The sequence below is a fragment of the Vibrio sp. V31_P5A7T61 genome, assembly GCF_009904895.1.
GTDB lineage: Bacteria > Pseudomonadota > Gammaproteobacteria > Enterobacterales > Vibrionaceae > Vibrio > Vibrio metschnikovii.
Map to the genome: position 1 here is coordinate 56,408 of NZ_WXWI01000033.1, position 17,909 is coordinate 74,316.

At 45.0% G+C, this 17,909-nt stretch carries 21 protein-coding genes; 11 read left to right on the plus strand and 10 right to left on the minus strand.

All coding sequences use genetic code 11. The features are described 5' to 3' along the window. Positions 1-86 precede the first annotated feature (86 nt). The 3 genes from thiI to pomA all read right to left on the minus strand — a co-directional run bounded on the left by thiI (position 87) and on the right by pomA (position 3,487). On the minus strand, positions 87-1,535 hold the full coding sequence (thiI, locus tag CAG58_RS07805) for a tRNA uracil 4-sulfurtransferase ThiI (RefSeq protein WP_154168796.1): 1,449 nt from the start codon (positions 1,533-1,535) through the stop codon (positions 87-89). Between the two features lie 230 nt (positions 1,536-1,765). Continuing rightward, on the minus strand, positions 1,766-2,710 hold the full coding sequence (locus CAG58_RS07810; RefSeq protein WP_004395751.1) for a flagellar motor protein MotB: 945 nt from the start codon (positions 2,708-2,710) through the stop codon (positions 1,766-1,768). A 12-nt stretch (positions 2,711-2,722) separates the two neighbouring features. Further along, positions 2,723-3,487: a flagellar motor protein PomA gene (gene pomA, locus CAG58_RS07815; protein ID WP_004395752.1), complete on the minus strand. Its 765-nt coding sequence runs from the start codon at positions 3,485-3,487 to the stop codon at positions 2,723-2,725. A 415-nt stretch (positions 3,488-3,902) separates the two neighbouring features. Here pomA and xseB point away from each other — a divergent pair, with 415 nt between their 5' ends. The 3 genes from xseB to dxs are packed head-to-tail and all read left to right on the plus strand — an operon-like array spanning position 3,903 to position 6,937. Further along, a complete protein-coding gene (gene xseB / locus CAG58_RS07820) occupies positions 3,903-4,145 on the plus strand; it encodes an exodeoxyribonuclease VII small subunit (protein ID WP_004395753.1) in 243 nt (80 codons plus the stop codon). 21 nt (positions 4,146-4,166) lie between these two features. After that, a complete protein-coding gene (ispA, locus tag CAG58_RS07825) occupies positions 4,167-5,051 on the plus strand; it encodes a (2E,6E)-farnesyl diphosphate synthase (RefSeq protein WP_158138053.1) in 885 nt (294 codons plus the stop codon). Positions 5,052-5,071: 20 nt separating this feature from the next. Beyond that, positions 5,072-6,937, plus strand: coding sequence for a 1-deoxy-D-xylulose-5-phosphate synthase (gene dxs / locus CAG58_RS07830; protein WP_158144144.1), 1,866 nt, complete (start codon positions 5,072-5,074; stop codon positions 6,935-6,937). A gap of 23 nt (positions 6,938-6,960) precedes the next feature. Here dxs and truC read toward each other — a convergent pair whose 3' ends face one another. Together truC and CAG58_RS07840 are read right to left on the minus strand one after the other, a co-directional pair. Next, positions 6,961-7,701, minus strand: coding sequence for a tRNA pseudouridine(65) synthase TruC (gene truC / locus CAG58_RS07835; protein ID WP_161426468.1), 741 nt, complete (start codon positions 7,699-7,701; stop codon positions 6,961-6,963). Next, entirely contained in the window at positions 7,695-8,015 is a 321-nt protein-coding gene (locus tag CAG58_RS07840; RefSeq protein WP_161426469.1) for a YqcC family protein, read from the minus strand. Before CAG58_RS07840 ends, truC begins: the two co-directional genes overlap by 7 nt. Before the next feature lie 82 nt (positions 8,016-8,097). On the opposite strand from CAG58_RS07840, the gene CAG58_RS07845 reads away from it, so the two are divergent. Together CAG58_RS07845 and CAG58_RS07850 are read left to right on the plus strand one after the other, a co-directional pair. Further along, positions 8,098-9,144 (plus strand): DUF3549 family protein, encoded by a 1,047-nt coding sequence (locus CAG58_RS07845; protein ID WP_154168806.1) that lies wholly within the window; start codon positions 8,098-8,100, stop codon positions 9,142-9,144. A 10-nt stretch (positions 9,145-9,154) separates the two neighbouring features. Continuing rightward, positions 9,155-9,457, plus strand: a complete 303-nt coding sequence (locus tag CAG58_RS07850; protein WP_154168808.1) for a DUF3301 domain-containing protein — start codon at positions 9,155-9,157, stop codon at positions 9,455-9,457. 18 nt (positions 9,458-9,475) lie between these two features. Here the strand turns inward: CAG58_RS07850 and CAG58_RS07855 are convergent, their stop codons facing one another. Beyond that, positions 9,476-9,988, minus strand: coding sequence for a GNAT family N-acetyltransferase (locus CAG58_RS07855; protein WP_154168810.1), 513 nt, complete (start codon positions 9,986-9,988; stop codon positions 9,476-9,478). Positions 9,989-10,988: 1,000 nt separating this feature from the next. On the opposite strand from CAG58_RS07855, the gene CAG58_RS07860 reads away from it, so the two are divergent. Together CAG58_RS07860 and CAG58_RS07865 are read left to right on the plus strand one after the other, a co-directional pair. Then, complete coding sequence (locus tag CAG58_RS07860) at positions 10,989-11,291, plus strand: hypothetical protein (protein ID WP_158139018.1); 303 nt, start codon at positions 10,989-10,991, stop codon at positions 11,289-11,291. Then, positions 11,288-11,734, plus strand: coding sequence for a YaiI/YqxD family protein (locus CAG58_RS07865; RefSeq protein ID WP_154168812.1), 447 nt, complete (start codon positions 11,288-11,290; stop codon positions 11,732-11,734). The genes CAG58_RS07860 and CAG58_RS07865 overlap by 4 nt, the downstream gene beginning before the upstream one ends. A 122-nt stretch (positions 11,735-11,856) precedes the next feature. On the opposite strand, the gene CAG58_RS07870 is transcribed toward CAG58_RS07865, so the two are convergent. The 3 genes from CAG58_RS07870 to CAG58_RS07880 all read right to left on the minus strand — a co-directional run bounded on the left by CAG58_RS07870 (position 11,857) and on the right by CAG58_RS07880 (position 14,088). Further along, positions 11,857-13,446: an AbgT family transporter gene (locus CAG58_RS07870; protein ID WP_161426470.1), complete on the minus strand. Its 1,590-nt coding sequence runs from the start codon at positions 13,444-13,446 to the stop codon at positions 11,857-11,859. 258 nt (positions 13,447-13,704) lie between these two features. Beyond that, entirely contained in the window at positions 13,705-13,830 is a 126-nt protein-coding gene (gene ykgO, locus CAG58_RS07875) for a type B 50S ribosomal protein L36 (RefSeq protein WP_040904587.1), read from the minus strand. 3 nt (positions 13,831-13,833) lie between these two features. After that, a complete protein-coding gene (locus tag CAG58_RS07880; protein WP_154168816.1) occupies positions 13,834-14,088 on the minus strand; it encodes a type B 50S ribosomal protein L31 in 255 nt (84 codons plus the stop codon). A gap of 118 nt (positions 14,089-14,206) precedes the next feature. Between CAG58_RS07880 and tsaA the strand changes: the two genes are divergently transcribed. The 4 genes from tsaA (at position 14,207) to CAG58_RS07900 (ending at position 17,376) form a co-directional block, all read left to right on the plus strand. Continuing rightward, positions 14,207-14,902 carry a tRNA (N6-threonylcarbamoyladenosine(37)-N6)-methyltransferase TrmO gene (gene tsaA / locus CAG58_RS07885; protein WP_154168818.1) on the plus strand — a complete coding sequence of 232 codons (696 nt, stop codon included), beginning with the start codon at positions 14,207-14,209 and terminating at the stop codon, positions 14,900-14,902. 92 nt (positions 14,903-14,994) lie between these two features. Next, positions 14,995-16,716 (plus strand): proline--tRNA ligase, encoded by a 1,722-nt coding sequence (locus CAG58_RS07890; RefSeq protein ID WP_161426471.1) that lies wholly within the window; start codon positions 14,995-14,997, stop codon positions 16,714-16,716. A gap of 262 nt (positions 16,717-16,978) precedes the next feature. Beyond that, positions 16,979-17,182 carry a YaeP family protein gene (locus tag CAG58_RS07895; protein ID WP_004395765.1) on the plus strand — a complete coding sequence of 68 codons (204 nt, stop codon included), beginning with the start codon at positions 16,979-16,981 and terminating at the stop codon, positions 17,180-17,182. 2 nt (positions 17,183-17,184) lie between these two features. Next, positions 17,185-17,376: a DUF4250 domain-containing protein gene (locus CAG58_RS07900; RefSeq protein ID WP_040904594.1), complete on the plus strand. Its 192-nt coding sequence runs from the start codon at positions 17,185-17,187 to the stop codon at positions 17,374-17,376. A gap of 108 nt (positions 17,377-17,484) precedes the next feature. Here CAG58_RS07900 and CAG58_RS07905 read toward each other — a convergent pair whose 3' ends face one another. Further along, positions 17,485-17,736: a DUF3622 domain-containing protein gene (locus tag CAG58_RS07905; protein WP_158144151.1), complete on the minus strand. Its 252-nt coding sequence runs from the start codon at positions 17,734-17,736 to the stop codon at positions 17,485-17,487. Positions 17,737-17,909 lie beyond the last annotated feature (173 nt).

Below are 17,909 nucleotides of genomic sequence, written 5' to 3' on the forward strand. Positions count from 1 at the left end.
AGTGTTGACTCCAACTTGTTTGGCTATAATAAAAAGCCCAGTATCATCAACTGGGCAAACGTAGTTTAACAACCGATTAAAGTTAACTAAGGGCGGTAAACCTTAACATTATCAAAACCTTGCTCTTTTAAGTATAAGGCTTGTAAACGACTCATCACACCTCGTTGACAATAGAGCAAATAGGTTTTGGACTGATCAAGATCGCCGAACTTGGTGGCTAACTTATAGAATGGAATGGTCATCACTTCAATACCGTCAAGTTCTAATGGTGCATCATCTTCCTCTTCAGGACTACGAATATCGAGCACGATAGCATGCTCTTGTACTGCATCGACCTGTTCCACTTCCGGTGCTTGCTGCTGACTCTCTTTTTCGATATCACGAATATCCATCAAACGAGCGTCATAAATCACTTTATCTAAGATAGTAAAATCGAATTTCGCTTCTTGTTCTTCTAATAGAGCTTTGACCGCTTTTACAGTCGGATTTTTAGAAATCACACCACAATATTCTGGCATGGTTTTCGCGAAATCTTCTGTGCCAATATCACGGGCAAGATCCATGATATCGCCTTTATCCCAGTTGATCAGCGGACGAAGAATAAGACGATCGGTCACGCCATCAATATGGCGCAAGTTGGTCAAGGTCTGACTGGAGACTTGGCCAATCGCTTCGCCAGTCACCAACGCCTGAATACCAAACTTCTCTGCGATACGGCCAGCAACCCGCATAAACATACGTTTGAGCACGACGCCCATCTGACCATCGTCAATTTTTTCTAAAATCTCGGCAACAACCGGCTCAAAATCAACAGAGATAAAACGTACCTTAGCTGACGAGCCGTACTTGTTCCATAAATAATGCGCGACTTGCTTAACACCGATTTCATGCGCAGGCCCGCCCAGATTGAAAAAGCAATAATGGACTTTAGAACCGCGTTTAATGTGCAAATAACTCGATACACCAGAATCGTAACCACCCGAAATCAAGCTGAGTACATCCTCTTGTGTGCCGAGAGGAAAACCGCCTAACCCTTTGTAACGAGCAATCACCTGATTGAGTAATTCATCCGTCACTTCAATATGAACAATAATATCAGGACGAGTTAATTTCACTTTTGCTGAAGGAACCGCTTGATTCAGTCCACCACCAATATAACGCTCTAATTCAAGCGATGAAAAATCATGCTTACCACGACGTTTGGCACGTACAGCAAAAGTTTTATTTTCAATCAGTTCACGACTGGTCTCTAACACTTGCAGATAAATGTCATGCATGTCGGTAAACGTCGATTGCTTAACTTGTAATACCTGTTGGATACCCGGCGTAGTGGTTAAAATCTCTAATGTTTGTTGAAAAAACTGATCACTATTGGCACTGACTTCAATATGATCACGGCGGTTAAAAACCGCAACGCCAGTGGTCCGCTTTTTAATAATATTGCGAATATTCGATTCAAGAATCTTGGTAAAACGCTTACGTACTGATTCACTTTTAACAAAAATTTCTGGATGGGGCTTAACAATAAATTTCATGGGGCTATTCGCAAATTAGGTTCAAAACAAGCATTGAGCTTCATGCTAAGCAGTGACGCTCAGGATAGAGATCAGCAAAGGGGCAGGATTATACACGATCTACTCAATTAGGAAAATCATCATAAAAGGCAAGGTTTATGACGACTCTTCGCTTAAAAGCGAATGGCATGATAAGTGGGGAGATTTGGGTTCTAGGTTCTGGTTTCCAGAACCTAGAACGACGATTGATACTATTGTAGTGAAGGGATCTCCTCACTTAACAGCGGTTTTCCTTGCATGATACCGATCTCGACTCGTCGATTACGAGAGCGTTGCGCTTCGGTATCGTTCGGGCCAACCGGCGCGGTATCAGCCAATCCTCTGACTTCTAAACGTCGGTGGTCAAAACCGGTCACTCTTTCCATTTCTTGCGCAACCGACACTGCTCGCTGCGCTGAAAGATCCCAATTTGAGCGATAAAGCTCAGAATCCAATCGTTGATTATCAGTATGCCCAGTCACCTGAACAATACCGGGAACGTCTTTAACTAATTCGGCAATCTGCCGAACCAAGGGTCGAAATTGAGGTTGTAAAAAGGCGGAACCTTCAGGAAAAGCCCCCCGCTCACGAATACGGATCAGAATTTGCTGGCCTAAGTTTTCCACCTCAACGGCCCCTTGCTCAATTTCTCGATCTAAGGCTTTTTTGATGTTCTCTAAAACAATTTCCATCTCTTCAGAGAGGGCTTCAGATTGCTCTTGCTCCTGCTCAGCGTCTTCATTATCTTGACTATCTTCAGTCGAGGTTTCAGGAGACTCCCCGCCTGTTAGCTGACCATCATCGCGCTGATTACCGCCGGCTCTATCAGAATCACCTTCATGAAACTCTAACGTTTGCTGAGTAATATCAATTGTTTGCTGCATGATCACGTCAATAGGAGTCGGCTCAGGACGACCTGGACGAAACTCTTGAGCAATCACACTGGTCCCTTTAGGTATATCTTTGACTTCTAAACGGTTTTGTACCCCAAACGCAAACTTCATCGAACCCGCGATCTGTTTGAATTTAAGAACGTCCATCTCTGAAAAAGACAGCAGCAGTACAAAAAAGCACATCAGCAATGCCATTAAATCGGCAAAGGTTCCCATATAAGCAGGCAGGCCCGGCGGTGGGCATTTGCGTTTTAGATCCTCCATGATGGCCCCCCGCTATTCATTATCGACATCAAGTACTCGCTTACCTTCATTAAGATAATTTTTCAAATAGCCATCGATCACTCGCGGGTTTTGTCCATCTTGAATCGCTAAGACACCATCCATAATTAAACGACGATTTAAGGTTTCTTGTCCTCGGCGTAGCGCCAATTTATCGGCAATCGGGAAGAAGATCATGTTTGCCATGATCGCCCCATACAACGTCGTCAATAACGCCACCGCCATTGCTGGGCCGATAGCTTTCGGGTCATCCATATTTGATAACATGGCCACTAAGCCTATCAACGTACCAATCATCCCCATCGCAGGGGCTACATCACCAAAGGCTCGAAAAACACCCGTCCCTAATTCATGGCGCTCATCGGTTAAAACGATGTCTTTTTGTAATGCGGTGCGAACGACATCAGCATCGTGCCCATCAACCAATAAATCGATGCCTTTTTGCATAAATGAATTAGAGATTTCCATCTCTTCTAACGCTAAGAAACCACCTTTACGCGCTGCATCGGCCATCTCAACGATTTTGGCAATTAAGTCTTCAGGCTCTTCCGCTTTAAACATAAACGCTTTAGCGGCAATTTTGGCCGCACCAAAAAACTGCCCCATGGTAAATTTGACTAACACAACGAAGGTTGAACCACCGACGACGATCAGAACCGATGTGACATCGACAAACATCACAAGGCTACCACCAACGACCATTGCCATCAAAACGAAAGCCAGACCACCAATTAGGCCTACTAGCGTTGCTAAATCCACGAAGCGCTCCTCATGCTTGTCATCTGCATTATTGAGATTACTCTTCTTATCGGCACAAGAGCAAAATCTTTAACTTATATTATGGTTAAGTTTATACGCAAAACCCACTATCCCCAAGTGCCGCTCTTTGACTCGTTATCGCAAAAAAACATTTTGCTTTCAATAAACTTCAGATTATTAGCGCAGCATAAGTGACCTTATCACTGAGTTAAACAACGCTACAGCAGCAACACGTTCCCCTGAGGTCTTGACCATCATAGCCCTCCTAAAATTAATGGTTATGTTTGACTATTTTTAGATAAGCTTAGCGGTCTGATAAAAAAGCGCCTTATTTATAACAAATTTGCTTGGTTAAATTTGACCATCTGTACGCCCTAAGGTAACTTTCGTGCATCTTTTTTGAGGCAAAATGATTATGGCGAGCAAAAAACCGGAGAATATGTCCTTCGAAGCGACAATCGAAGAGCTAGATAACTTAGTTGAACAATTAGAAAGCGGCGATATTGCACTCGATGAAGCATTAAAAAAATTTGAACGGGGTATCGCCTTAGCTCGCAGCGGGCAAGCCAAACTCGATGAAGCCGAACAACGAGTGCGCATTCTTCTTGATAACTCGGACGATGCACCGTTAGCTGAATTCACCGCTGTTCCCGAATAACCAGAGAGTAATACAGATCCTATGATTGAGGCGCTTTCCTCTTTTCAACAGAGAAATAATCAGCAACTAGACGAGTGGTTACATCGTTTACCTTATCAGCATCTTCCTTTGATTGAAGCTATGCGTTACGGTTTATTGCTTGGTGGTAAACGAGCTCGCCCTTACTTGGTCTACATCACCGGACAAATGCTCGGCTGCCAACTGACTGATCTCGATACTCCAGCTTGCGCTGTCGAGTGTGTCCACGCTTATTCATTGATTCATGATGATTTGCCCGCCATGGACGACGACGACTTACGTCGTGGAAAACCAACCTGTCATATTAAATTTGATGAAGCAACGGCGATTTTAACCGGGGATGCTCTGCAAACTCTGGCGTTTACTATTTTGGCAGAAGGTCAACTCTCCACTCATGGTGAAACGAATCGGATCAAAATGATTCAAGCTTTAGCCGAAGCGTCTGGTGCTCAGGGAATGTGTTTAGGTCAAGCGTTAGATCTGGCCGCGGAAAATCGTCGTATAACATTAGACGAATTAGAAACCATTCATCACAATAAAACCGGTGCACTGATGCGTTGTGCCATCCGATTGGGTGCCATGGCTGCAGGCCAAAAGGGCTTGGCTATTTTACCGCAACTGGATCGCTATGCGGCAGCGGTAGGCCTCGCCTTTCAAGTACAAGATGATATTTTAGACATCATCAGCGATACTGAAACATTAGGTAAACCGCAAGGTTCAGACCAACAACTGCATAAAAGCACTTATCCAGCCCTACTCGGCTTAGAAGGTGCCATGAATAAAGCTCAAGTTCTGCTTGCAGAAGCGCTCGAAGCATTACAAGCGATTCCGTATAATACTGAGCATCTCGAAGAGTTCGCCCGATACGTCATCGAGCGCAAAAACTAACACGATAAGCGCGCATAACTATGACTCTTGATATTTCGAAATATCCAACACTGGCCCTAGCAAATACCCCAGACGAACTGCGTAGCATGCCCAAAGAAATGCTACCTAAGCTTTGTGATGAGTTACGTACCTATTTACTGAATTCCGTCAGTCGCTCTAGCGGTCACTTGGCCTCTGGATTAGGCACAGTAGAACTAACCGTCGCATTGCATTACGTCTACCAAACCCCTTTTGATAAACTGATTTGGGATGTCGGCCATCAAGCTTACCCTCACAAAATCCTCACTGGTCGCCGCGAGCAGATGTCGACCATTCGTCAAAAAGATGGACTGCATCCTTTTCCTTGGCGAGAAGAGAGCGAGTATGACACCCTCTCTGTTGGTCACTCATCAACCTCAATCAGTGCTGCGCTCGGCGTCGCTATTTGCGCCGCGAAAGAAGCCAAAGGACGTAAAGTCGTCAGTGTGATTGGTGATGGTGCCATAACCGCGGGAATGGCATTTGAAGCCATGAACCACGCAGGCGATGTCGACAGCGATATGCTGGTTATCTTAAATGATAATGAAATGTCGATTTCAGAAAATGTCGGCGCACTCAATAACCATTTGGCGCAATTACTGTCTGGCAGTTTATACACTTCGATACGTGAAGGCGGCAAAAAAGTTTTATCGGGCATTCCACCGATTAAAGAGCTGGTACGTCGTACCGAAGAGCATTTAAAAGGTATGGTCGTACCGGGGACGCTATTTGAAGAATTCGGCTTTAATTATATCGGTCCGATTGACGGCCATGATGTCTTAGAACTGATTAAAACCATCAAAAACATGCGTGAACTCAAAGGTCCGCAGTTTTTGCATGTCATGACCAAAAAAGGCAAAGGCTACGCGCCCGCAGAGAAAGATCCTATCGGTTATCATGGCGTACCCAAATTTGACTTAAGCCATACCAGCCTACCGAAGAGTGCTGAAAGTAAGCCTACTTACTCAAAAATCTTTGGTGATTTTTTATGTGATATGGCCGCGCAAGATCCTAAATTAATGGCCATCACCCCTGCAATGCGTGAAGGTTCGGGGATGGTGCGTTTCTCCAAAGAGTACCCTAGTCAGTATTTTGATGTCGCGATTGCTGAGCAACATGCCGTCACCCTCGCAACAGGAATGGCAATCAGCGGTTATCACCCGATTGTGGCGATTTACTCAACCTTTTTACAGCGCGGTTATGACCAATTGATCCACGATGTGGCAATTATGAATCTACCCGTGATGTTTGCGATTGACCGCGCGGGATTAGTGGGTGCCGATGGTCAAACTCATCAAGGCGCGTTTGATTTAAGCTTCTTGCGTTGTATTCCCAATTTATTGATCATGGCTCCGGCAGATGAAAATGAATGCCGACAAATGCTCTATACTGGTCATCAGCATCAAGGGCCAAGTGCCGTGCGCTACCCTCGTGGTACCGGCATGGGCGTGAAAATTGAAACCGATTTTACCCCACTGACGATTGGCAAAGGCCGTCTGATCCGTCAAGGTGATAAAGTGGCGATCCTCAGTTTTGGCACCTTGTTACCTAATGCCTTACAAGCCGCCGAAGCGCTTAATGCCACCGTCGCGGATATGCGCTTTGTGAAACCGCTTGATGAAGCATTGATCACTGAGTTAGCCAATAGCCATGACGTACTGGTCACGTTGGAAGAAAACGTTATTGCTGGCGGTGCTGGCGCGGCTGTGGTTGAGTATTTGATGGCGCAAAAACTCCTCAAACCGACCTTAAATCTTGGCTTGCCGGATCAATTTATTGCTCAAGGGACGCAAGAAGAGATGCATGCTGAATTAGGTTTAGATGGCGCAGGCATTGAAGCTGCGATTCGTGATTACTTAGCCAAGTAATCAAAGATAAAAGGAAAGCCTTCTCAATCGAGAAGGCTTTTTTGTTGTGGGTCTGGCCATGAAAAAGCGCTAAACAAGCGTTGCCAATCGTCATCAAACCCTGCGTTTAAGGTGACCATTTGCTCTGTATAAGGATGAATAAAGCTTAATTGGCTAGCGTGAAGCATCAAACGCTGCACTTGATACTGCTCACGGTACAAGCGATTATGTTTACCATCACCATGAGTGGTATCGCCAACAATCGGGTGACGCAAATGTGCCATATGACGCCGCAGTTGATGTTTACGACCAGTCTTCGGTTTCAATTCCATCAAACTGTAGCGGGTGGTGGCAAACTTGCTGGTAGAAAAAGGCACTTCAACTTTGGCCAGCGGTCGATAAGCAGTCATTGCTGATTGCGGCTCTTTATCTTCTTGAGCAAACTTATCGGCGATTTTATCTAACTCAACCTTCAATGGATAATCCAAAACATCCGCTTGCTCAATCCAGCCTCGCACTACAGCATGGTAAGTTTTTTCCATTTGTTGACTAGCAAACATGGGCATCAGTGTTGAGGCGACTTCGCTGGATAATGCAAACACAAGTACGCCAGATGTCGGTCGATCTAAGCGGTGCAAAGGGAAGACATGTTGACCAATTTGATCACGTAAGGTTTGCATCACAAATTGAGTTTCATGCTTATCCAACCAAGAGCGATGAACGAGCATTCCCGCTGGCTTATTGACTGCAACCAGATACGGGTCTTGATAAATAATCTCTAACATTGTTGCGCCACTCTATCTATCTCTATTAATACCTCAATCAACGGCTGATAGCCGGATTGCCCTTTCCACGCTTCAACAAAATAAGGGGTTAACAAAAACCCTCTAGGCAAAGGTTGTTTCGTGTCGAGTAATTGCCACATTCGAGGTAAAAAAATCCATTGTAGCCATTCGTGTGGGTGTAGCGTATCAATAGCAAACGGCTCTCGACTGAGGAGCTTATCTTCCGTTGGGCGATGTGCTTGCCATAAAGCCGCCGCTTTGAGTTCTGTGGTTAATTGTTGCAGCAAAACCGGTAAAGGTGTCGGATTGATCATCAATGTTTATTTGTTGGGCCTTGAATTTGCGACAAATGATACCATTTATTAAACAAAGAAAGTTAGGAACAAATAATCCCTTATGCAGCCGATTCATACCCTCACTGATTTACTCCAACAGAGTGAAGTACACTATCAGATTTTTGATCTGGGACGGCGAATCCAACCCGTCGATGCACAACAATTTCACCATGTTGAACAAGCAAGACAGCCGTACCCTTACCCGTTGCAACGTCAGGCTCATCTAGCGATTGTTTATTGGCATCAACACCAACAACCGTGGATATGGTTTGTAAAATTTAACCTTGATGAACGCGGGTTACTGGCCCAAGCGGAAATAGGCCAGTTTCTTAGCTATGTTCTCGAAGCAATGGGCTCGCGCCTCACCGGCGAATTAACCGAAGCTCAACAACAAAAGCTTGCTAATAATCCTTATACCTTTAAGCCAAGCGAAGAAAAAATGGCGGTCATTCATAGTCAAATTCGCCGACAGCTCTCATTGCCAAGTAGCCAATATTATGAACATGCCCAGCATTACTTAACGGGTGATTTAGGATGGGATAACTGGCAAAGTGTTGGCCTGCAAGGTATTAGCGATATCTGTGCACGCCTTAACGACGCTAATAATAGCCAGTTAATCATCAATGCGTTACCCCATTTACCTTCGCCAGTGCTCTACGCTCTGCTCGGAGCCCTTGAACACAGCTCATTACCTAATGATCTAGCACAGGCTCTCGATGAGAAATTACGAGTTTGCATCACGCAACCTGAAGGTGATCTATTTTTATTGGCCGCGTTGATCCGAGCACTCTCTGGAGGGACGCCAGAGCAGCTAGCTCAATGGATTGATCAAGTGTTGGATGACTCTTCTTTTTGTCACCCAGAAGTGCTGATTGCTATTGCCGGTCGTTGCTGGTCTGCGCTAAAACAAAGCGGACGTGCTCAACGATTTTTACTGCGCCTAGCGCAAAGTGGCGATCAAACGCTATTTAATCAAATTTTTGCTGATTTAGTCATGTTACCAGAGCTGCGAGTCGTGCTATTACCGCTACTCCATAGCAGCCCTTCACCAGAACTCTCTCAAGCGCTGGTCAATTTACAGCGTGCCACCAAACCTTCATCGCCATAAAGGAAAGCGAATGATTGATAACCTTATTGGCATCATTCTACTGAGCTTAATCTGTTACCTATTTTGGCAGCAGCGTCGTCAATCAGAAATAGCCAAACAGTGTATAGCACGTAAATGTGCAGCATTAGATTTACAGTTACTCAGTGTCTCTTTTGGGCAGCATAAATGGAAAACGCCAGCTCATCGCTGGCGTTGGCATACGGTTTACTATTTTGAATTCTCTGCACTCGGCGATGATTGTTATCAAGGGCAACTGGTGATGGTCGGCTTTACCCCCTCGGGCTTTCATCTGCCGCCGCACCGAATGCTTTAAGCTTAACGCCGTTACTGCTCAGAGAGAGTAACTGGCAAATGAGGATAACTCGGTTTGGCGTTGCCATTGATACTCATAAAACACGCCAAAAATGTCGTCTTCCGTTCTTATCGAAACAAAACCTAATTTATCCAAAATAGATTGAGCCGCCGCATGCTGAGCGTTGACCCTAGCCATCACCTTCTCAAGGTGTAATCGTTGACAAATTTTAGGGAAAAAAGCCTGCAATGCCTCATTAGCGATCCCTTGTCCCCAATAACTTTTATCGAACACAAAGCCCAACTCAGCACTCTGCTCGTCGACTTCAACGTACAAATGCCCCATGTATTCACGATTATAATTATCCAGCACAGCCATCGCATGTAAGTGAGGGTCATGTAAAATACGTTGAAATTGCTGTCTCGCCGCAGCCACGGTTTTCGGGCCATTCATTTGGGCACGATTTTTAGCACAACAATTAAGCATCAAAAAATCAGATTCAAACGTCTCGGTATAAGGCACTATTAACGTTCTACGTGTTACTATCGTCACGGGCCATCCTTGTTCTCAACAATATCAATTCTCTCAATACCTAAAACGAGTAAAGAAACAAATCGTCGTACTCCGTAGCCATCATAATGATAGCGCGGGTATCACGACAACCTTGCCACTTCACCGTCTCGCGATATAAACAGCGCTAAGCCACTGCGGAGTTTTCTTGAAGAAGTAGGCGAAAGTAAACCAATCCCAACGATGACGTATTGATCTTGATGTCATTTGCTCAACATCACATTATTATAATTATCATTATACTCAAACCGTTCGACATTACCGGCAGCAACATCATGTTTTCACTGCCCTATCCGAACTAAGAAAAGCCCCGACACACATGGTATCGGGGCTTAAGTCTTACTTATAGCAATCCAGCTACTTGTTCGTGCTCCCTGCATCGTCCCTAATAGTAGCGGTACAATCCAGTGACCTTATCCTATGCATCGCCACCTTGGCGGTGTCCCTATTCATCCATGACACTAACCGATCCTGGTTAGTTTCCTTCACTTGTTCCTTGAGCGGTGTCCTACCCTCATCCTGAAGGGGTCCCGACCTATTCCATAGGGTCCAGCTTTCCTTGCCCATCAACCTCATGTCAATGGTCATATCCTTAATGAGTCCTAATCCTTGCGGCGATGTTCCGATTCACCGTCTCATCCTTGAAGCAACACTCCTTGTGTCATTCCTATTCCTTGTCACTTCCGCTGCGACAGCTACTAATCTACTCACTTCTGGCCACGATTCAATCCCAAGTTCAAGTTTCATATCACTCAAATAGTTCAACATTAAATTTAATCACTTATAAAACAATCTATTAGAATTTTCATATCTTAAGACTTCAATAACGTAGCGCTTTTCTCGCACATCACAGGTAAGCGATCTCTTACACGCAACGCCCTCTTTTGCTACCAAAAGAACAAAGACTGAGAGAAGAGAAAACTCAACACGAAGCCATCATTTATGGGTAAGATAGGCACTATCCATGACACAAGGACAGAATATGCTCAGTAAAGATCTATCGCATGAATTACAGGCTATTTTCACGCAATTACAACAACAGGGAAAAGCGCCAACGGTGGCTCTGGTGAAATCTCGCCTTAGCACCTCGCTGCCAATCCCCGTCCTTATTGCAGCAATAACAAGTTGGAAACAAGCCCAACGAGTCCCAAAGGTTGAGGCCAATAGCGTTACTCCACTGACGGATCAACAACGTATTACCCAACTTGAACAGCAACTCGCGATGCTCAGTACTAGAGTCGAACAGTTAGCCGCCGAACTGACCAATCAGAAGGAATCAAGATGAAAATTTGGGTCGATGCCGACGCGTGTCCGAAGGTGATCAGAGAAACCCTGATCAGAGCCGCTGAACGTACGGGAGTAGAATGTACGTTTGTTGCTAACCATCAAATCCCACTCCCTAAACGCAGTAATATCATTGCATTGCAAGTTCCTGCTGGGTTTGATATTGCCGACAATGAAATTGTTAAGCGAGTCGAAAAGGGAGATTTAGTTATCACCTCAGACATCCCATTAGCCGACGAAGTGATCACGAAAGGTGCATTAGCACTGAGTTCACGAGGAGAGCTGTTTACCACTGAAACCATTAAAGCTCGGCTGAACATACGAGATTTTCTCGATACCATGCGCTCAAGCGGTATTCAAACGGGTGGTCCCAATGCGTTATCTCAAACCGAGCGACGTGAATTCGCTAACCATCTCGATCGCTGGTTGACTCGCCGACGCTAAACGTTGTCAGATAATCTTGGTCATATCGAGATGCCCCTGTTTACGATCAAAAAACGCCGCTGCCATTTTCATCATCGCAGCGGCGTTAAGCCTGTTTTTACTCTTTCGTTAAAGTGAAAAGATTAAGGAATATAATAGGTTGCAGCGCCCGGCCCGACAGGCATACCCAGCACAAACACCCATACAAAGAACAGTAGACTCCAACCTAATGTAAAGACAATCGTATAAGGGATCATGACCGCAATCAGCGTACCAATGCCTAGATTTTTAATGTATCGACTCGCAATCGCTAATATCAAACCAAAATAACTCATCATGGGGGTAATGATATTGGTCACAGAGTCACCAATACGGTACGCCGCTTGAATGGTCTCCGGTGCATAGCCAACAAGCATCAACATAGGCACAAAAATAGGTGCCGTGACCGCCCATTGTGCTGAAGCCGAGCCGATCATCAGGTTAATAAAGCCACACATCAGAATAAAAGCAAAAAACAGCATTGGACCAGTCAAACCAATGGTTTGCAAGAAGGAAGCACCACCGACAGCAAACACTTGACCAAAGTTAGTCCAGCTAAAAAATGCTACAAACTGAGCGGCAAAAAATACCAACACAATATACATGCCCATTGAGGACATGGATTTTGCCATCGCATCAATCACATCGCGGTCATTTTTCATCGTACCAACGACTTTACCGTAGACAAAGCCAGGAACAGCAAAGAACACAAAGATGAAAGCAACGATACTGCGTAAGAACGGGGAACCCGCAACCAGCCCGGTTTCAGGGTGACGCAATACGCCATTTTCCGGCACAATCGTCCAAGCTAATAGTCCGCAGACAACGACGGTGGCAAATCCAGCGTATTTTAAGCCTTTCTTTTCCACATCGGTCAAAAAGCCCATTTTATCTTGTGATAAATCATCACCCGCTTCAGCCACATTGTACTTACCCAATTTAGGCTCAACAATTTTTTCCGTAACCCAAGCACCAGCAATTGCAATAAAGAAGGTGGAAACGGCCATAAAGTACCAGTTTACTTCTGGGCCTACGATGTATTCTGGGTCCAAAATTCGCGCCGCCGTTTCCGTAATCCCAGAAAGCAGCGGATCGACCGTACCAATGAGTAGGTTGGCAGAATAACCACCAGAAACACCCGCAAACGCAGCCGCTAAGCCAGCTAAAGGATGACGCCCTAATGAATGGAACAGCATGGCGGCAAGTGGAATAAGCACCACATAACCCAGTTCACCCGCCGTGTTAGACATAATACCGGCAAAAATAACCGTAAACGTAACCATGCGTTTTGAAGCGCCCATCACCATGCCACGGATCGCAGCAGACAGCAGGCCAGAATGCTCAGCAATCGAGACACCCAGCATGGCAACTAACACCGTGCCCAAAGGAGCAAAACCGGTAAAGTTAGTAACAAGATTGGTCACAATGCGCTGTAAACCATCGCCATTCAGTAAGCTGACCACATGGATCATACCATCGGAAGCACGACCTCTTGCACCTTCAGGTCGGGGATCGACAACCGATACTTCAAAATAACCAGCAATACCTGAGGCGACTAAAATTGCCACGCAAAAAATGGCAAACAGTGTGATGGGATGAGGTAATAAATTCCCTAAATATTCCACAGCATCTAAAAACCGTGTAAAGCGCGGTTTTTTCGGTGCTGGTTGATTAATCGAAGCAGATGAACTCATCTGTTCCCTCCTTGTTATTATTCCTACTCATATGTGACAAAAATGTCAAAATCGAGCGCAGATTACTTGAGGAAACGAATAAGTAAAAATTGAACATGTTACAAAGTGTAAATTTCAGTCTTATTTTTAACCAATTTTAAACAAAAAATCAGATGATTAATCGGTAAATCAATCATCTGATGAGTCATTACTGTTTAACGTGTTTTGTGATCGAACCTAAACCGCCTTCCTTTCGCTGTTCATGATCCTGTCCAATTTTTAACGCTGCACGGCTTTAAAGCGCGGATTGGTTTTACAAATCACGTACAAACGGCCCCGTCTTTTGACAATTTGGCAATCTGGATGGCGTAATTTTGCGCTTTTTAACGAACTTAAGACTTTCATGGTTTATTCCTTGGTAAATTGAGCAAAGCGACGATTAAAGTTAGCCACACGTCCCTCTTTTTGAATCACACGCTGCTTACCCGTGTAGTAAGGGTGCGATTCTGCTGAAACTTCGACCGTAAAATAAGGGTAAGTTTTGCCATCTTGCCACTCGATCGTGCGATCGGTTTTTAATGTCGAACCAATCATAAAATATTTATCAACACTGGTATCATGGAACACCACTGGTCGATATTCAGGATGAATTCCTACTTTCATAGCCCCTCCGAAAATTGATATATTATAACATATCAATTAATAATCATTATCAACTGAAAATGCAAGTAAAAAATGTGCTATGTTGGCATGTCTCATTCTTATTATTCAGCGTTCGGTTATGTATACAATTGATCCTATTGGTATTATTGAAAGCCCCTATCAAGAAAAATTTGCGGTTCCTCGTCAACCTCGCTTAGTGCCCGCCGCAACCGCACGTTTAAAACTCCTCGGGACGGCGAATACCCCGGAAGCCGTGCGTGGCATTGAACAATTTTCTCATCTCTGGTTACTGTTCTTATTTGATCAAAATTTGGCCGCAGGCTGGAAGCCAACGGTAAGACCACCTCGCCTTGGTGGCAATGAACGGGTTGGAGTCTTTGCTTCCCGCTCAACCTTTCGCCCGAATGGCATCGGTATGTCTGCCGTTGAACTAAAAGGGATAACCAAACAAGGTGAGCAATTGTTTCTTGAGTTAGGCAGTGTCGATTTGGTCAATCACACACCAGTGATTGATATTAAGCCTTATATTCCATACTCGGATGCAATTCCTCAAGCGACCGGAGGCTATGCCGACCATGAACCAGAGCGGTTGCCTGTGGTTTTCTCCCCTCAATCACAAACACAACTCAATAGACTTACGGGACATCACCATGAACAACAAGTGATTGAGCAGGTTTTAGCGCAAGATCCACGTCCCGCCTACAAGAAAAACCAACTGGACAATAAGGAATATGCGGTCAATTTGTTCAATTTGAATGTGAAATTTACCGTTCTCGATAAGTTAGTGACAGTAACGAGCATTGAACGCTTTTGACAAAGCCGATTGGCTGATATTATACAAGGCTTAATTTTACGCCCTCATAATGATGAGGGGCTTTTCAATCATGATGAAACGGATACCATAGAATGCGTACCAGTCAATATCTTCTTTCTACTCTGAAGGAGACTCCAAACGACGCTGAAGTCGTGAGCCACCAGCTCATGTTACGTGCAGGTATGATCCGTAAGCTGGCTTCAGGTCTTTATACTTGGCTACCTACTGGTCTGCGTGTACTGCGTAAAGTCGAAAACATCGTTCGTCAAGAGATCGATAACGCCGGTGCGATTGAAACCTTGATGCCCGTTGTCCAGCCGTTTGAACTGTGGGAAGAGACCGGCCGCTCAGAAAAAATGGGCCCGGAACTACTTCGCTTTACTGACCGCCATACTCGTCCGTTTGTTCTTAGCCCAACGGCTGAAGAAGTAATAACCAGCCTCGTTCGTAACGAGGTCAGCTCTTACAAGCAACTGCCGTTGAACCTGTACCAAATTCAAACCAAATTCCGTGATGAACGCCGCCCTCGTTTTGGTGTGATGCGTGCCCGTGAATTTTGTATGATGGATGCTTACAGCTTTGATATCGACAAAGATGGTCTAGAAAAATCGTACCAAGCGATGCACGACGCTTACTGTAAAGCCTTCGATCGTATGGGGCTGGATTACCGTCCCGTATTAGCCGATACCGGTGCGATTGGTGGTAACGGTTCGCATGAATTCCACGTGCTGGCTGAAAGTGGTGAGGACATTATTGCTTTCTCTACTGAGTCAGATTACGCAGCCAACATTGAAAAAGCGGAAGCGGTAGCGCCAGCAATCGAGCGCCCAGCTCCAACCCAAGAAATGACGCTGGTTGATACACCAAACGCAAAAACCATCGCTGAATTGGTTGAGCAGCACGGTCTACCGATCGAGAAAACCGTTAAAACACTGTTTGTCAAAGCCTCTGATGAGATCGATGCCCCTATCGTGGCACTGATCATCCGTGGTGATCATGAACTCAATGAAATCAAAGCAGAGAAACTCGCTGAAGTTGCCGCTCCATTAGAAATGGCCAGCGAAGAAGAAATTCGCGCGCTGATTGGTGCAGGTCCTGGTTCTCTTGGACCAGTCGGCCTTCAGCTACCATTTATCGTTGATCGCACTGTAGCGGTGATGAGTGACTTTGGCGCGGGTGCCAATATTGACGGCAAACACTACTTCGGTATTAACTGGGGCCGTGATGTTGAGCTAGCGAAAGTGGAAGATCTGCGTAACGTCGTTGAAGGCGACCCAAGCCCATGCGGTAAAGGAACCTTGATGCTGAAACGCGGTATCGAAGTGGGTCATATCTTCCAGCTAGGGACTAACTACTCGGAAAAGATGAACTGTGGCGTACTCGATTCCAATGGTAAACACACTATTTTAGAAATGGGTTGTTATGGGATTGGGGTTTCTCGTGTTGTGGCTTCAGCCATCGAGCAAAACCATGATAAGTACGGCATTATCTGGCCAGATGCACTCGCCCCTTTCCAAGTCGCGATTGTACCAATGAACATGCACAAATCTGAGCGAGTTCAACAAGCGGCGGAAACACTCTATGCGGAATTAACCGCAGCCGGTATTGAAGTCTTGTTTGACGATCGTAAAGAGCGCCCAGGCGTGATGTTCTCGGATATGGAACTGATCGGTATTCCGTATACGATCATCATCGGTGATCGCAGCATGGATGAAGGCAACTTTGAGTATAAACATCGTCGCAGTGGTGAAAAATCTGCCGTCCCCATGGCCAATATGGTGAGCTTTATTCACGAGCAATTGGGCGATAGATAAGCGATGTGAGTGGATGATCATCCATCACTCATTCTCAATGAAGGCTGCTGAATGGCAGCCTTTTTTATCGATGCTGCTTAAAAGCTCCACCTTAAAAACGGCAAAAATCAGTTCTATCCCATGTGGGTTCCAAGACTATCTATTCACCATTAATGTATAGAGCCCTTATCGCTTCAAGTCGGAAACGAGAGAATGATTTTGTTTTCTGAACATACCCTGTGTATCATTGCGAGCCGTTATCATCTATCAATAGGAAACCCAGATGCGAGTTTACGATTGTTGTGATTTAGTCCGCGAGCTGTACGCACAAATTGGCAGTGGCGATCAAGGCTATATCCCTAAAGCTATCTCCTGCGCAGTAAAAACCTTAAATGATATTGCTGCCGATCCGACTCTGCCTAAAGACACTCAAGAAAAAGCCGCTTTCGCTGCTGCCAATTTGCTCATTTCTGATTTTGAGGACTAAGCATGATGCTCGACAATTTTGCGAATATGGATCCCATCATGCTGATGAGTATCGTTAATATGAAGCTGCGCGATGAGTTTGCTGGTGACCTTGATAAGTTGAGTGATCATTTTGCTATCGATCGTCAGGCATTAGAAGCACGCTTGGCCAATGCGGGGTTTGAGTTTTTACCTGAGGTTGGTCAGTTTCGCTAATACGCATAGCTCGACTTGATAGACAAGATGGTATGGGCCATAAATGTAAAAAACCCACAAATTGAAGTGGGTTTTTTATCATCCAACAAGTCGACGAAACGAAACGCGTTAGTCTTGTTTCTCTTGTTTCTCTTGTTTTTCTTTTCTTGCAACGGCTTTGCGCTCATTACGCTTAGCTTGGCTTTCAATAAAACCAATCAACTCTTTTTCAGCCCAAGCTTGTGCCTGTGCTTCGCTCTCAAAACCCATTTCGCGCTTTGAAACGACGGTGCGACGGGAGGTAACTTGACGAACAATTTCTGCCGCCCAACCATTATTCTTTTCGGTCACTTTAATCGTGAATTTTTTACTGTCTGACATTTTCATTTTCCTAAGGGAAGAAGAAGGGATTACTCATCAACGTTAATCGCGCTTAGAGCCGACTGGCTTAGCCGCTGAATATGTTGAACACCATCCCTTGGTAAGCGCGGCATTAGAGCACAAATTTCACTATTTTTCCGCTTTTTTTGCAAAATTTTACGCTCAACCGATAG